This window comes from Chryseobacterium ginsenosidimutans, assembly GCF_024807225.1.
Lineage (GTDB): Bacteria > Bacteroidota > Bacteroidia > Flavobacteriales > Weeksellaceae > Chryseobacterium > Chryseobacterium ginsenosidimutans.
Window position 1 is genome coordinate 2,115,889 of sequence record NZ_JANUCO010000001.1, and the last position, 14,441, is coordinate 2,130,329.

At 35.9% G+C, this 14,441-nt stretch carries 11 protein-coding genes; 1 reads left to right on the forward strand and 10 read right to left on the reverse strand.

Annotated elements, in window-relative coordinates:
- Nucleotides 1-1,017 carry a YihY/virulence factor BrkB family protein gene (locus J3D55_RS10065; RefSeq protein ID WP_259130769.1) on the forward strand — a complete coding sequence of 339 codons (1,017 nt, stop codon included), beginning with the start codon at nt 1-3 and terminating at the stop codon, nt 1,015-1,017.
- Here J3D55_RS10065 and nhaA read toward each other — a convergent pair.
- The 10 genes from nhaA to J3D55_RS10115 all read right to left on the reverse strand — a co-directional run bounded on the left by nhaA (nt 1,014) and on the right by J3D55_RS10115 (nt 14,321).
- Nucleotides 1,014-2,192 carry a Na+/H+ antiporter NhaA gene (gene nhaA / locus J3D55_RS10070; protein ID WP_259130771.1) on the reverse strand — a complete coding sequence of 393 codons (1,179 nt, stop codon included), beginning with the start codon at nt 2,190-2,192 and terminating at the stop codon, nt 1,014-1,016. The genes J3D55_RS10065 and nhaA overlap by 4 nt on opposite strands.
- A gap of 3 nt (nt 2,193-2,195) precedes the next feature.
- Nucleotides 2,196-4,406 carry a RelA/SpoT family protein gene (locus J3D55_RS10075; protein WP_259130773.1) on the reverse strand — a complete coding sequence of 737 codons (2,211 nt, stop codon included), beginning with the start codon at nt 4,404-4,406 and terminating at the stop codon, nt 2,196-2,198.
- A 117-nt stretch (nt 4,407-4,523) separates the two neighbouring features.
- A complete protein-coding gene (locus J3D55_RS10080) occupies nt 4,524-4,889 on the reverse strand; it encodes a hypothetical protein (protein ID WP_259130775.1) in 366 nt (121 codons plus the stop codon).
- Between the two features lie 266 nt (nt 4,890-5,155).
- Nucleotides 5,156-7,066, reverse strand: coding sequence for an acetate--CoA ligase (gene acs / locus J3D55_RS10085; RefSeq protein WP_259130777.1), 1,911 nt, complete (start codon nt 7,064-7,066; stop codon nt 5,156-5,158).
- Between the two features lie 59 nt (nt 7,067-7,125).
- A complete protein-coding gene (locus tag J3D55_RS10090; RefSeq protein ID WP_259130779.1) occupies nt 7,126-9,012 on the reverse strand; it encodes an AMP-binding protein in 1,887 nt (628 codons plus the stop codon).
- Nucleotides 9,013-9,153: 141 nt separating this feature from the next.
- Nucleotides 9,154-9,513 carry a response regulator transcription factor gene (locus tag J3D55_RS10095; protein ID WP_259130781.1) on the reverse strand — a complete coding sequence of 120 codons (360 nt, stop codon included), beginning with the start codon at nt 9,511-9,513 and terminating at the stop codon, nt 9,154-9,156.
- A gap of 8 nt (nt 9,514-9,521) precedes the next feature.
- Nucleotides 9,522-12,221 (reverse strand): ATP-binding protein, encoded by a 2,700-nt coding sequence (locus J3D55_RS10100; RefSeq protein ID WP_259135080.1) that lies wholly within the window; start codon nt 12,219-12,221, stop codon nt 9,522-9,524.
- Complete coding sequence (locus J3D55_RS10105) at nt 12,214-12,462, reverse strand: hypothetical protein (RefSeq protein ID WP_310466884.1); 249 nt, start codon at nt 12,460-12,462, stop codon at nt 12,214-12,216. Before J3D55_RS10105 ends, J3D55_RS10100 begins: the two co-directional genes overlap by 8 nt.
- 7 nt (nt 12,463-12,469) lie before the next feature.
- The gene (locus tag J3D55_RS10110) at nt 12,470-12,697 is read right to left on the reverse strand and encodes a DUF6814 family protein (RefSeq protein ID WP_259130782.1); all 228 of its coding nucleotides are present in this window, start codon (nt 12,695-12,697) and stop codon (nt 12,470-12,472) included.
- Nucleotides 12,698-12,740: 43 nt separating this feature from the next.
- On the reverse strand, nt 12,741-14,321 hold the full coding sequence (locus J3D55_RS10115) for an MFS transporter (protein WP_259130784.1): 1,581 nt from the start codon (nt 14,319-14,321) through the stop codon (nt 12,741-12,743).
- Nucleotides 14,322-14,441 lie beyond the last annotated feature (120 nt).

Below are 14,441 nucleotides of genomic sequence, written 5' to 3' on the forward strand. Positions count from 1 at the left end.
ATGGATATAAAGCTTCCTAAATTTATCTTGAAAGTTCAAGAATTCTTTGATGATATACATATTCCTGTATTGGGAATTTCGCTTTGGCAGATGTTTCAGATCTACATCAGAGGGATTTTTAAAGGAAAATTAGGTCGTAAAGCCGCTGCCATTTCGTGGAGTTTTACCATTAGTCTCTTTCCTTTTCTTCTTTTCCTTTTGTCGGTTTTGCCTTATATGCCACACTACGACAAGCTGCAGTTCTATATTTTTGAAGTGTTGATTCATAATGTTTTCCCTGCAAAAATGGAAAATGACGTAAGAGGCTATATTGAAAACAATATTATTCCTAATATGAAGGGAATCAGTAACTTAACAATCGTTTTAGCACTCGTTTTTGCCACCAACGGAACATTTTCTTTAATCAATGGATTTAATGAAAATACGGATGAAAAAATGACCGATGTCAAAGAATTTATCCTTTCGTTTTTTATTACCATCGGGTTTATTACCATTGTATTTTTAGCACTTTTTGGAGTCTATTATTCTGAAGTTGTTTTGAAATTATTTACTCCGGTTTATGATATTTCCTGGCTCGTGAACAACCTTTCGAAAATCATTGGATTCGTCTCTTTTCCGGTGTTTTATTTTATATTGTTAACTCTTTTTTATTGGTTGGGAACAGTGCGAATTGCAAGATTCCGTCAGGCGATTCCGGGTGCGATTTTAACGACGGTCTTATTTGTGGTGACGACTTACGGTTTTGCGATTTATGTCAAAAATATTGCCCGATACAACGTTCTTTACGGATCGATCGGAAGTATGATTCTTCTGATGGTTTGGGTAAATGTAAACGTTTATCTCCTTCTTTTCGGCAACGAACTGAATATGGCACTCCGAAAACTGAGGATTGAAAAACTTTTATCTGACGAACTTAAAAAAGAAGCAAAAGGCTATCAATCAAAAAGTTCCGAACCCAATCTGGAAAGCGATGATGATCACAAATGGAAATTTAATAATGAAGATAAAAAACATTAATCTTCCTCCTTCATCATTTGATTTTTAGAAGTGATACTCAAAATTACAAAACCTAAAACGGCTGCCAAAAATGAAGCAATTAAAATGGCAAATTTGGCTTCATCCTGAATTTTAATTTCGTCTTTAAAAGAAAGCAATGCGATAAAAATCGACATCGTAAAACCAATTCCTGCCAAACATCCTACTCCGAACATTTGTGTCCACGAACTATTTTGTGGTAATGAGCTTATTTTTAATTTAATAGCGAGTAAAGAGAATACATTAATTCCAATTAGTTTTCCTAAGACCAAACCTCCGATAATTCCCAATCCCAGCGTACTTGTCAACCCTGAAATCATCCCATTGGTAAAAGTAATATTGGTATTGGTTAACGCAAAAATCGGCATGATTAAAAAGTTGACCGGAAAATGGAGTTTATGTTCCAGTTTTTCCAATGGTGAAATTTCAACATGCAAAACGTTGGTAGGAATTGAAAATGCCAGTAAAACTCCCGCAATTGTAGCATGAATCCCCGAGTGATGAAGGAAATACCATAAAAATAATCCAGGAATGATATAGAAAATAATTTTCGTTACTTTTAAGAAATTTAATAAAAATAATAAACCGGTAACCGCAAAAGATAGTAATAAATACACCCAATGAATCTGATCTGTGTAAAATATAGCGATCACTAAAATAGCTCCCAAATCATCAACAATTGCCAATGCGGCAAGGAAAAGTTTAATAGAATTAGGGATTTTTTTCCCTAGCATGGAAATGATGGCTAAAGAAAACGCAATATCCGTCGCCATCGGAATTCCCCAACCGTTTCCATATTTCGTTCCAAAATTGAAAATAGTGAAAATAATTGCCGGAACCACCATTCCGCCAATCGCCGCAAAAATAGGAAGCGACGCATTTTTGAAAGATGAAAGTTCACCTTCCACCATTTCTCTTTTAATCTCTAATCCTACCAAAAGGAAGAAAACAGCCATAAAACCATCATTAATCCAGATGCTTATGGGATATTTCAGATGGAATATCTCGGTTCCGATCTCATTATCTAAAAATTGCTGAAAATTTTCCGATAGAGAAGAATTAGCAATTAATAAAGATAATAAAACACAGAAAATCAGAAGGATTCCTGAAGATTGATTGCTGTGTAAAAATTTTTTAAAATAAAGTGTTAAATTCATGTTTTAAGATTGTATTCTCACCACTCTTGAAACGCCGCTGATGTCTTTAAGTTTTTTAAATGTCTGTTCCAACTGGCTTTTATTTTTTACCTCAAGAATAATATTTCCTGTAAAAATTCCGTCGTTTGATTCAATCGACATACTTTTCATATCCATTCCCATCGATCCGCTGATGACGGTGGTAATATCATTAATCATTCCCATTCTGTCAAGCCCTTCAATCTCGATTTTTACTCTGTTTTTGAAGCTTTCCGCATTCACCCATTTTGCAGGGATTACTCTGTAATCGTATTGCGCACGAAGGTTGATCGCGTTCGGACAATTGTCGCTGTGAACTTTAATTCCGTCTGAAATAGTGATGAAACCGAAAATTTTATCTCCCGGAATTACCGTACAACACTTCGCATAGCTGTAATTCAGTTTTTCCTCATCTTTTCCGAAGACGATCATATCGAGATTCTGCTCTTTCGGTTCTATATAAGCCGTATTTTTCGTCGGAGATTTTCTGAATCTCGAAAGTAAATTATTAAATACGTTTTTGCTTTCAAGATATTTTCTTAAACTACTCGCATCCAGTTCATTACTTTGGAATTTTAAGAATAATTCTTGTGAGCTTTTAAGGTTAAAGAATTTTTGAAGTTTATTGATTTCTTCATCATTAAAATTAATTTTTGCATGACGAAGTTTTCTCTGAAGAATCTCTTTTCCGTCTTCTACCAGTTGATTTTTCTGGGAATTTAAATAACTTTTAATCTTCGATTTGGCTTTTGAAGTAACGACAAATTCCAGCCAGTCAGATTTTGGTTTTTGATTTTGAGAAGAAAGGATATCGATCTGATCCCCATTTTGAAGAACATAAGAAATCGGAACCAATTTACCATTGATTTTGGCACCTAAACACTTCATTCCCAAATCGGAGTGAACAGAAAAGGCGAAATCGAGAGCCGTTGCATTGGTCGGTAAAATTTTAATTTCCCCTTTTGGTGTAAATACGAAAACTTCTTTTGAGTATAAATTAAGTTTAATATTATCCAACAATTCAGACGTAGAAAGGTCTTGCTGTTGTTCCAGAACATCACGAATTTCTGTTACCCAGTTTTCAAAATTTTTATCGTCAGAACTCTGTTTGTAGCCTTCTTTGTATTTGTAGTGCGCTGCAACCCCTTTTTCTGCAATTTCGTCCATTCTTTCGGAACGGATTTGTACTTCGATCCATTTTCGATCCGGACCAAGAACGGTTAAATGTAGACTTTCATAGCCTGTAGAACGCGGTTGAGTGATCCAGTCACGCATTCTGGATGGGTTACTGTGGTAAACATCCGTTACGATCGAATAAATTTTCCAGGCAAGGAATTTTTCATTCTTCGCATCAGATTTATAGATGATTCTGATCGCGTAATTGTCGAAAACTTCTTCGAAAGAAACGCCTTGTTTCAGCATTTTTCTGTAAATCGAAGAAATGGCTTTCGCGCGACCTTTAATTTTAAAGTTTAATCCTTCCTCGTCTAATTTCTCGGAAACTTCTTTTTTAAACTCTTCAATATATCTTTCACGGTTTTCTTTAGCGAGTTCTAGTTTTTCCGTGATTTCGTTGTAAATATCCGGATTATTGTATTTTAAAGATAAATCTTCAAGCTCAGATTTGATATTGTACAAACCCAAACGGTGCGCCATTGGAGAATAAATGTAAACCGTTTCCGAAGCAATTTTTTTCTGCTTATCAGGAGCCATACTTTCCAGCGTACGCATATTGTGAAGACGGTCTGCAATTTTAATTAAAATAACCCTAAAGTCCTCAGAAAGAGTAAGTAACAGCTTTCTGTAGTTTTCAGACTGTACAGAAATATTCTGGTGGTTCATGATGGAAATTTTCGTTAATCCATTCACGATGTTGGCTATTTTTTCACCAAAAATCTTCTTTAGATCTTCATAAGTATAATCTGAATCTTCAATAACATCATGCAAAAGCGCACACGCAATAGAATTTGCACCCAAACCAATCTCCGTTGCTACAATTTTGGCAACAGCAATGGGATGGTAAATGTATGGTTCACCAGATTTTCTTCTTTGATCTTTGTGGGCGTCTAATGCAATATCAAAAGCCTTTCGGATAAGTTTATTATTTTCCTCATCCAAAGTCCGGTATGTATTAGAGATCAGATCTTTATATCTTGCAAGGATCTCCTTGTTTTCCTGTTCTAAGTCGTAACTCATTTGTGTAAAAGCCTATATTTAGACGAAAATACGAAATTTTTAGGACTTTTCAAATAGTAAAAAATCCGTAGAGGGTTCTACGGATTTCGGTTATTAATTTTTATTCTCAAATTTGTTTTAAAATTTCACTTCAGAATCCATTCCCGCTGTAGAGGCTTTTATCCTTACATCAGGACTGTTGTGGATTTCTGCTTTGCATCTTGCATCAATATAACTTTTTAGATTATCATAATGGGCTTGTTCAATGCTCATATTCTCAAACATAAATGTTTTTAAAACAGAATTTTGGTTAAAAACATTTTGTGCATTATCCGTTTGGTTATTATCTTTTACAGAAACACTTGCCAAATATTGAGCGTTGTGTTTTCCGTTATCAAGATATACAATGTAATCTGAATTTTCGAAACCTGAACTTTCAAGATCGGCTTCTAATTTTTTATAATCGCTGTTTAGTTCAAATAATCCAGCTAATATATTTGACATAAGCAATAGTTTTAATTTGTATCTAAAGATAATAAATAAATTCCGAATATGTTGATATTATTTTAAAAAATATGTTAATTTAATATTTTATCTATAAAATTTAGTTAAAATTGTTGAGGATGTCTATTAAGTGTATGTTTGATTTTTTTTATAAAATGTAAGTTTTGGCTAAGCCAATTATTGGTATTAAATGAAAAAAACGGGCTTCCTTCCACAAGTTCAGGATGACATGCCCGTTCCTATTGATCTTGATATTTAGAATATCTTTAATCTAATCGCTCATTTTTAATTTCCTCAACAATTTCAGGATTCAAAAGAGTAGAGATATCTCCGAAATTACTGAAATCTCCTTCCGCAATTTTTCTCAGAATTCTACGCATAATTTTTCCTGAACGTGTTTTAGGAAGTCCGGAAACAAACTGAATCTTATCCAATTTTGCAATCGGTCCGATTTGATCTGAAATCAATTGATTGATCTCTTTTACCAAATTTTCCTGCTTTCTGTCTGCTCCGGAATCTTTTAAAATAACAAATCCATACAAAGCATTTCCTTTGATATCGTGAGGATAACCAACAATCGCAGATTCGGCTACAGCAGGATGTTCGTTGATGCTGTCTTCAATAGGAGCCGTTCCCAAATTGTGTCCTGAAACGATAATCACATCATCCACACGACCCGTAATTCTGTAATATCCGACTTCATCTCTCAAAGCGCCGTCACCAGTGAAATATTTCCCTGGAAAAGCTGAGAAATAGGTCTCTTTATATCTTTGGTGATCGCCCCAGATTGTTCTTGCGATTCCCGGCCACGGAAAACGGATACAAAGATTTCCTGTCACTTGATTTCCTGAGATTTCATTGCGTTTATCATCCATCAAAACAGGCTGAATTCCCGGTAAAGGAAGCGTAGCGTAAGTCGGTTTTGTAGGAGTCACAAAAGGAAGTGGCGAAATCATAATTCCTCCCGTTTCAGTCTGCCACCAAGTATCTACAATCGGGCATTTTTTCTTTCCGACATGATCGTTAAACCAATGCCAAGCTTCATCATTAATAGGTTCACCAACCGAACCAATCACTTTTAATGTGCTTAAATCATGCTTATCAACCCATTCTGCACTTTCTTTCGCTAATGAACGAATGGCAGTTGGAGCAGTATAGAATTGAGTAACTTTATGTTTTTCAATAACTTCCCAGAATCTGTCTGGTTCAGGATACGTCGGGACGCCTTCAAAAATTACGGTTGTTGCACCGTTTAAAAGTGGTCCATAAAGAATGTACGAATGCCCTGTAATCCAGCCAATATCGGCAGTACACCAATAAACATCGTTTTCTTTATAATTAAATACATTTTTAAAAGTATAAGCCGTATACACCATATAACCGGCAGAAGTGTGAAGCATTCCTTTCGGTTTTCCTGTAGATCCGGAAGTGTACAGAATAAAAAGCGGATCTTCTGCATCCATAATAATGGTCACGAAATCCTGAGAAGCTTTTTCATACAAATCAGCCATCCAATGATCTCTTCCTTCCTTCATTTTGATTTCGTTGTGCGTTCTTTTTACTACTAAAACATTATCAACAGTCGGAGTTTTTTCCAGTGCTTCATCAACGATACTTTTTAGATCTAAAACCTTGCTTCCTCTGTAACTTCCGTCTGAAGTAATTACCATTTTAGCTTCACAATCATTCACTCTTGAAGCAACGGCAGAAGCGGAAAATCCAGCGAAAATAACAGAATGAACAGCACCTAATTTTGCACAAGCCAACATCGTAATCGCCAATTCTGGAATCATCGGAAGGTAGATGCAGACTCTGTCGCCTTTTTCGATGCCCATGTCTTTTAAAACATTGGCGGTTTTGTTGACTCTTGTGTATAATTCGTTGTAAGAAATATGTTGTGCTTCCTCTTTTGGATCATTCGGTTCCCAGATGATAGCGGTTTTTTCGCCTCTTACGGAAAGATGCCTGTCTAAGCAGTTTTTGGTGATATTTAATTTTGCATTTTTAAACCAAACGATTTTGGCTTCGGTCATATCATATTTTACGACCTTGCTCCATCTTTGGTACCACACAAAGTTTTGATCGGCAATCTTGTCCCAGAATTTTTTGGGATTTTTGATCGATTTTTTATATTCTTCAAAATAATGCGGTAAATCTTCTATCTGATAATTTCTCATATCCCTTTCGTTTTTGAAGTTTGAATTTTTGTTATTTAAATTTATGTTTAATTTCTTGTTTAAGCCCTATATTCCTCGATTTTTTGCTGAATTTCTTCAATGATTTTTTCATCATCAATCGTCGACGGAATCTGAAATTCTTTTCCGTCTAACAAGGTTCTGATCAGTTTTCTTAAAATTTTTCCGGAACGTGTTTTAGGTAAACGTTTTACGGTCATTACGTTTTTAAGACAGGCAACTGCACCTATTTTTTCACGAACCATTTTTACAATATCTTTTTCTAAATTTTTCTCGGAAATAGTCGAGCCATTCTTTAAAACCACCGAGGCAAAAGGAATTTGTCCTTTTAATTCATCATCAATTCCTACAACTGCACATTCTGCAACATCGGGATGTGAGGAAACGATTTCTTCCATTTCAGAAGTCGAAAGTCGGTGTCCTGCAACATTAATCACGTCATCAACTCTTCCTGTAATGAAAATGTAGCCGTCCTCATCTTTTATCGCGCCATCTCCGGAGAAATAATAGCCTTTGTATTGTGATAAATAACTGTCTTGAAATCTGTTATTATCATTCCAAATTCCGAGCAAAGCTCCCGGTGGAAGCGGAAGTTTTATAATTAAATATCCTTCCTGGTGCGCATCGAGTTCGTAGCCATTTTCATCAAAAATTTTAATATCATATCCCGGAATCGGTTTTCCGGCAGAAGCTCTTTTTATCTTATAATTTTCATCAAAAGTCATTAAACCCAACATCGGCCAACCCGATTCTGTCTGCCACCAATGGTCGATCGCAGGAACTCCAATATGTTCTGCAAACCAATCCAACGTCGAAACATCGCATCTTTCGCCCGCTAAAAACTGCTTTTTGAAGTGGCTTAAATCATATTTTTTGACCAATTCTCCGTTCGGATCTTCTTTTTTAATGGCACGAATCGCTGTCGGAGCGGTAAACATCGCAGAAACTTTATACTCAGAAATAATCCTCCAAAACGTTCCTGCATCTGGTGTCATAATGGGTTTTCCTTCAAAAATAATCGTCGTATTTCTATTAATTAACGGTCCGTACACCGAAAAACTATGACCGACTGCCCAGCCAAAATCAGACGCTGCCCAAAACGTTTCTCCCTGTTCAATCCCATAAATATATTTCATAGAAAATTTCAAAGCAGTGGCATAACCTCCTGTATCACGGGTAATTCCTTTCGGTTTTCCTGTAGTTCCGGATGTGTACAATAAATAGAGTGGGTGAGTCGACTCCACCGAAATGCAATCAACGGGTTCTGATTTTTGAACAAGATCTTCGTAATCAATCAATCCATCGAACATTTCATGTTGATTATCAATTAATTTTCTGTTGAAAACGATAATGTTTTCGACTTTATCCTGAGCCAGTTCAATTGCTTTTTCAACTAATGGTAAATACGGAATTCTCTTCGCGATTTCCACTCCGGCTGTTGCTGTAATTAACGCTTTTGGTTTGCAATCGTCGATTCTCACGACCAATTCATTGGGAGCAAAACCTCCGAAAACCACATTGTGAATCACGCCAATTCTCGCACAAGCCAACATTGCAAAAAGTGTCTGCGGAATCATCGGCATATAAATAACGGCTGTATCTCCTTTTTTTAAGCCTAAAGACACCAGACCTCCCGCTAATTTTGAAATTTCTTCTTTCGCTTGATTGAAAGTGTAGGTTTTCTTCTGATTGGTTACCGGAGAATCGTAAACAATCGCAATTTGCTCTCCGAAACCGTCTTCAATGTGTTTGTCGATACACAAATAGCACATATTCAGCTTCCCGTCGGAAAACCATTGGGTATACTCATTTTCGTCTTTCGAAATAATCTGTGTGGGAAATTCAAACCAGTCGATTTCCTGAGTCTGTTCTTTCCAGAAATTCTCTTTATCTTCTATGCTTCTTTTAAAAAGTGTATCTATATCCATACTAATTTTTGTGTCTTGCATTTGGTTTTTGTGCATTTTGTCATTTCGACGAAGGAGAAATCTATTTAATCGTAATAGATTCTTCACTCCGCTTTGCCTCGTTCTGAATGACAAACTAAATGCTATATTTTGGATCTTTTATCAAAACATTTCCTCAATCTGCTGCATCAGTTTTTTTATCGAATAAGGTTTTGTAACATACGCATCAGCTCCCATTTCCAACCCTTTTTCAATGTCTTTCGGATTGTTTTTGGCACTCAGGAAAATGACTTTTGTGTCTTTTAGTTTTTTGTCTTGTTTAATGATTTCCAGTGTGCTGAAACCGTCAAGATTCGGCATCATAATATCGAGTAAAATGACATCCGGAACCATGGTTTTTAGAAATTCCAAGACTTCGGTTCCGTCTCTTGCGATGAATACGTCGTAGCCGTTTTTCTTGAAACTGTATTCCAGTGACATTAATATTTTGTGCTCATCATCTGCAATAACTATCTTTTTCATAAGGTGTCTTAAATATGTTCAACTTCATTTTTATTCTCTTTTATTTTTTCGGGAAGGGTAATGGTGAAAGTTACGCCTAATCCGCTGTTTTCCGCTTTTATCGTTCCGCCTTGCGCTTCTACAATTTTCTTTGAAATTGCCAATCCTAGTCCGCTTCCTGTCGGTTTTAGAATGTTTTGATTTTTAGACTGGTAAAATTTATCAAAAATCATTTCCAGATCTTCTTCGGGAATATGTTTTCCGGTGTTGAAAATTTTAATGATTAATTGGTTCTCTTTTTCAGATAATTTAGCCTGAATCGTTCCCTGTTCATCAGTGAATTTTAAAGCATTTCCTAAAATATTCTGAAACAACTGAATCATCCTCGCTTCGTCATATTCAAACAAAAATTGATTCAGAAGATTGACCTCACTTAAATGAATATTCTTTTGTTGAATCAAATGCAGCAATGGATTTAATGCTTTTTTATACGTTTCAATAATATTATTTTCCTGAATATTTAAAGCAATTTCACCATGTTGAAGTTTATCCAAGTACAAAATGTCGTTGATGATTTCGCTTAATCTGTCCGATTCTGTGATGATGTTATTTAAAAATTCTCTTTTGATATCTAAAGGAATATCGTCGTCATCTGCCAGAATTTCTCCCGCCGAACGAATTGCGGTGATCGGAGTTCTCAATTCATGGGCGACGGAATCCAGAAAATCATCTTTTTGATGGTCTTTAATGATTAGACTCTCGTTGGCTTTTCTCAGATCATTCGACAGTTTTTGCAGTTCTACTGATTGTTCCGTCAGCTTTTTATTAAGCGTAATATTTTCTTTGGATTCTTCTAAAATATTTAAAACTTCCTTTAAAGATATTTTATCTTCTTTCGTGACGCCTTCAATTAAAATTTTTGCAGAAGCCGTCCCGATTCTTCCTGCCAAAAGGTTTTCGGAGAATTTGATAAATCTTGAATCGGCTGTTTCTGTTTGAGAATCAATATTATATTTGAGATTAAAAATACGTAATGCCTGTTCGGTTTTTGTTTTGCCTAAAAAACGTTCCAAAATGTTCTTAATGTCTGAGACATAAGCTGTTCCGCGCCAGATAAAAGCGTTTTCGTGATTTTGAATGTATTTATCGATATCTACATATAATTCGGCGAAGTTTCTTTCACGATAATTTCCTTTTACACTGACAGAAATTATGGCAAATAAACCTGTATTCACCAACATCGACCAGAAGAAAATCTGCGGAATTCTTCCCAAAAAAGAAATTTTAAAGAAATCAAAAGAGTTATATGTTTCTCGTAAAATCCCCTTAAGTTCTTGATTGTAAGAAAAATAATATTGCGGAATGATTAACCCGAAATAACAGATGACCAATCCTGCCAATAATCCAATGACGGCGCCTTTATAAGTTCCTCTTCTCCAGAATATGGCTCCGAAAAAAGCAGGTGCTAATTGTCCGATCACGACAAAGGAAATCAATCCAACTGAATCCAGCGAGGTTTTAAGAATGAAATATTTATAAAAGGTAAATGCCATGATAATCAATGCGAAAATGCTGAATTTCCTGATATTAGTGATATTTCTGGTGTTCTGAACTTCATTTTCAGATTTAAATTTTCCTAATAAACCGTACGGAATAATCAAATTGTTGGAAAGCATGATGGATAAAGTAATTGCAGAAATGATAATCATTGAAATACACGAGCTTAAACCTCCCAGAAAAACGAAAACGGTAATCCATGTATTCCCAAAATGTTGCGGAATTAAAATAGAGTAGAACTCAGGATTTACATTTTGTCCATTAAAAATAAGTCTTCCTCCCCACGCAATCGGAAAGATAAATATAGTGAAAATCAATAAGTAAAGCGGAAAAAACCAGATCGCAGTTTTGATGTGTTTTTCCTGTCTGTTTTCAACAATTGCCGTGTGAAACTGTCTTGGAAGAATACAAATTGCTGTTCCCGAAATCAGACAAAGAACCATCCAGTTCATTGCACCTTCAGTCCCGTTGAATGTATTTTTTTGTTTAAAATCTTCAAATTTGCTTGCCTTTTCATAAATATCTGAAAATCCATCAAAAACGAAATAAATAACGAAGATTCCTAAAATGATGATGAAAAAAAGTTTTAGAAAACTTTCCAAAGCGATTGCTGAAATAATTCCCAAACGTTTTTCTGAAGCATCGACATATTTTGTGCCGTAATACGAAGCAAATAACGCAATTAATACAACTACAAACGTTGCATTATCCGTCAATATATCTTTTGACATTGGCGTTTCTGTCACCAAGTGAAAAGTCTCTGAAATGGCCTTAATCTGTAAGCCGATGTAAGGAACAATCGCCAGAAGACAGACAATCGTAATGATCGCGCTGAAGCTTCGGCTGTTACCATATCTCAACGAAATAAAATCTGCAACACTGCTTATTTTATTCACTCTTGCGATTCTTACAATTCGGGTATTAATGTAGATCCATGCAGGAATTACCATAATGGGACCGATGTAGATTGGGAGATAATTGAGTCCGCTTGTCGCTGCAACTCCGATGCTTCCGTAGTACGTCCAAGCTGTGCAGTACACCGCGAGAGACAGGGCATAAATGTAGGGATTGTTGATCCAAAGCTTGCTCTTTTTCTTCTCCGCCAAATGAGCGACTAAGAACAAAAGTGCCAGATAAAACAAAACCACAAAAAATAATGCGAAACTACTCATCATATTTTTTTACGATTACAAAAGAGATAATGATGGAAGCCATCCAGACAGCGAAAATATAAATCAGAATCATCGGGTAGCCAAAAACTTCTTTTTCACTGTTAAACAACAATGAAACAGGAATGCTGAATGCAATCAGAAGTCCGATGCTCAGGATGATTAGCTTTTGTTCGTGCCTTTTTTTCATAATGATATAAAAGATAATTGACGGACAGATGCATCCGCCAATTATCACTAACATATTTTATTTAAACTTTGTCGTCAGAATATTCTCCCGTTAAAGAATAGTAGCCGAAAATTGCCATTCCGCCTGAGATAATCGGCATCAATACAAACAGAATGATGATCCCGAAAACAAGGTCTTCCTGCTTTCCTGAGGTGATTTTCGGAATTCCTAAAACGGTTGTCCCGAAATAGCCTACAACCAAAGCAACTGCAATCCAAAGAATGCCTAATATTTTTTTTAGTCCGTTCATTTTAGTAGTTTTAAAATTAATAAAAATTTAAGTGATTGAATGCTTAATCGTGAATATTATTGTTCTTATTTTTAAGATAAAATAATCCGATCAATAAACACACTGCGGCAACTCCAATCGGATACCAAAGTCCCTCGAGATACCATGTTGCATGTCCTGCTTCTTTTCCTGTGGTTACCAAATAGGTTGCAACTGCCGGAAGTAATCCTCCAAAGACTCCGTTTCCGATGTGATAAGGCAGAGACATCGATGTATAACGGATTCTCACCGGGAACATTTCGACAAGGAAAGCGGCAATCGGACCATAAACCATCGTTACAAATATCACCTGAATGAACACTAAAAATACCAGATACCATTTTGTATGGTCTTCTAATTTTATGGTTTGAGAAACTTTCGGTTCTTCTGCTTTTCCGTCTTTCATTACCGGACCGGTTGGAGACCAGTGAACCACGCTGTCTTTTTTAATTAAAGTTCCGTCTGTGTACAATGTTTCTTTGTGGAAAGTCACCAAACTGTCAGTCGCAATATCTTTATGAATTTTTGCGGTTCTTTTTTCTGTAATTCCGTTGGCTGCGACAGTTTTATTCTCAAGACTAACACTTTTAAACATAGAGTCATAAATCGGTCTGTATGCTAAAATGGCGACGAGCATTCCCGTCATCATTACTGCTTTTCGTCCGATTTTATCAGAAAGCCAGCCGAAAAATACAAAGAACGGGGTTCCCATTAATAGAGCAGTTGCCATTAATTTATCGACCTGTGCAGATTCTACATTCATTACTTTTTGAAGGAAACTCATGGCGTAGAATTGTCCTGTGTACCAAATTACTCCTTGTCCCATCGCGGCTCCGAATAATGCTAATAAAACAAATTTGAAGTTGAATTTATTCCCGAAACTTTCTTTTAAAGGATTTTTTGAAGTTTTCCCTTCACTTTTAGCCTTTGCAAAAAGCGGAGATTCTTTCATGTTTTTTCTGATGATATAAGAAACGCCCACCATTAAAATAGAGATCCAGAAAGGAACTCTCCATCCCCAATTATCAAATTCGTCTGCTGAAAGTGTACTTTTTGTAATTAAAATGACGATTAATGAAATGAAAAGTCCTGCTGTAGCCGTCGTTTGAATCCACGAAGTCCAATAACCTCTTCTGTGGGGTTGTGCATATTCTGCAACATAAGTCGCTGCTCCGCCATATTCGCCGCCTAAAGCTAATCCTTGTAATAATCTTAATATTAAAACTAAAACCGGCGCCATAAACCCGATGGTTTCATAACTTGGAATACAACCGATGAGAAATGTTGAGAATCCCATAATTAATAAAGTCACCAAAAACGTATATTTTCTTCCGATAATATCTCCCAATCTTCCAAAGAATAGGGCTCCGAAAGGTCTTACCACAAATCCGGCGGCAAAAGTTGCTAATGTAGATAAAAATGCTGCGGTAGGATTATCTGATGGGAAAAATTTGGTTGCTAAAACGATGGCTAAACTTCCAAAAATATAGAAGTCGTACCATTCTATTAATGTGCCGAGTGATGAAGCAGTGATGACGCTCCAGATGGTGCGGTTTTTCTGCTTTTCGGTCATATTTTCGTAGGCATCGTGATGATTTTCGCTCATATTGTTTGATTTAATGTTAGTTTAAATTGATATTGAGTTTTCTAGTTTGTTTTGAATTATTTAAAATCGCAAAGACGCAAGGAAGTTTTTAGATGTTTTATATTGTAAGGCGCAAAGATT

What these genes read in the sequence shown, in the direction of transcription:
- J3D55_RS10065 (WP_259130769.1), top strand. Translation starts at nt 1, where the DNA reads ATGGATATAAAGCTTCCTAAATTTATCTTGAAAGTTCAAGAATTCTTT.
- nhaA (WP_259130771.1), bottom strand. Translation starts at nt 2,192, where the DNA reads ATGAATTTAACACTTTATTTTAAAAAATTTTTACACAGCAATCAATCT.
- J3D55_RS10075 (WP_259130773.1), bottom strand. Translation starts at nt 4,406, where the DNA reads ATGAGTTACGACTTAGAACAGGAAAACAAGGAGATCCTTGCAAGATAT.
- J3D55_RS10080 (WP_259130775.1), bottom strand. Translation starts at nt 4,889, where the DNA reads ATGTCAAATATATTAGCTGGATTATTTGAACTAAACAGCGATTATAAA.
- acs (WP_259130777.1), bottom strand. Translation starts at nt 7,066, where the DNA reads ATGAGAAATTATCAGATAGAAGATTTACCGCATTATTTTGAAGAATAT.
- J3D55_RS10090 (WP_259130779.1), bottom strand. Translation starts at nt 9,012, where the DNA reads ATGGATATAGATACACTTTTTAAAAGAAGCATAGAAGATAAAGAGAAT.
- J3D55_RS10095 (WP_259130781.1), bottom strand. Translation starts at nt 9,513, where the DNA reads ATGAAAAAGATAGTTATTGCAGATGATGAGCACAAAATATTAATGTCA.
- J3D55_RS10100 (WP_259135080.1), bottom strand. Translation starts at nt 12,221, where the DNA reads ATGAGTAGTTTCGCATTATTTTTTGTGGTTTTGTTTTATCTGGCACTT.
- J3D55_RS10105 (WP_310466884.1), bottom strand. Translation starts at nt 12,462, where the DNA reads ATGTTAGTGATAATTGGCGGATGCATCTGTCCGTCAATTATCTTTTAT.
- J3D55_RS10110 (WP_259130782.1), bottom strand. Translation starts at nt 12,697, where the DNA reads ATGAACGGACTAAAAAAAATATTAGGCATTCTTTGGATTGCAGTTGCT.
- J3D55_RS10115 (WP_259130784.1), bottom strand. Translation starts at nt 14,321, where the DNA reads ATGAGCGAAAATCATCACGATGCCTACGAAAATATGACCGAAAAGCAG.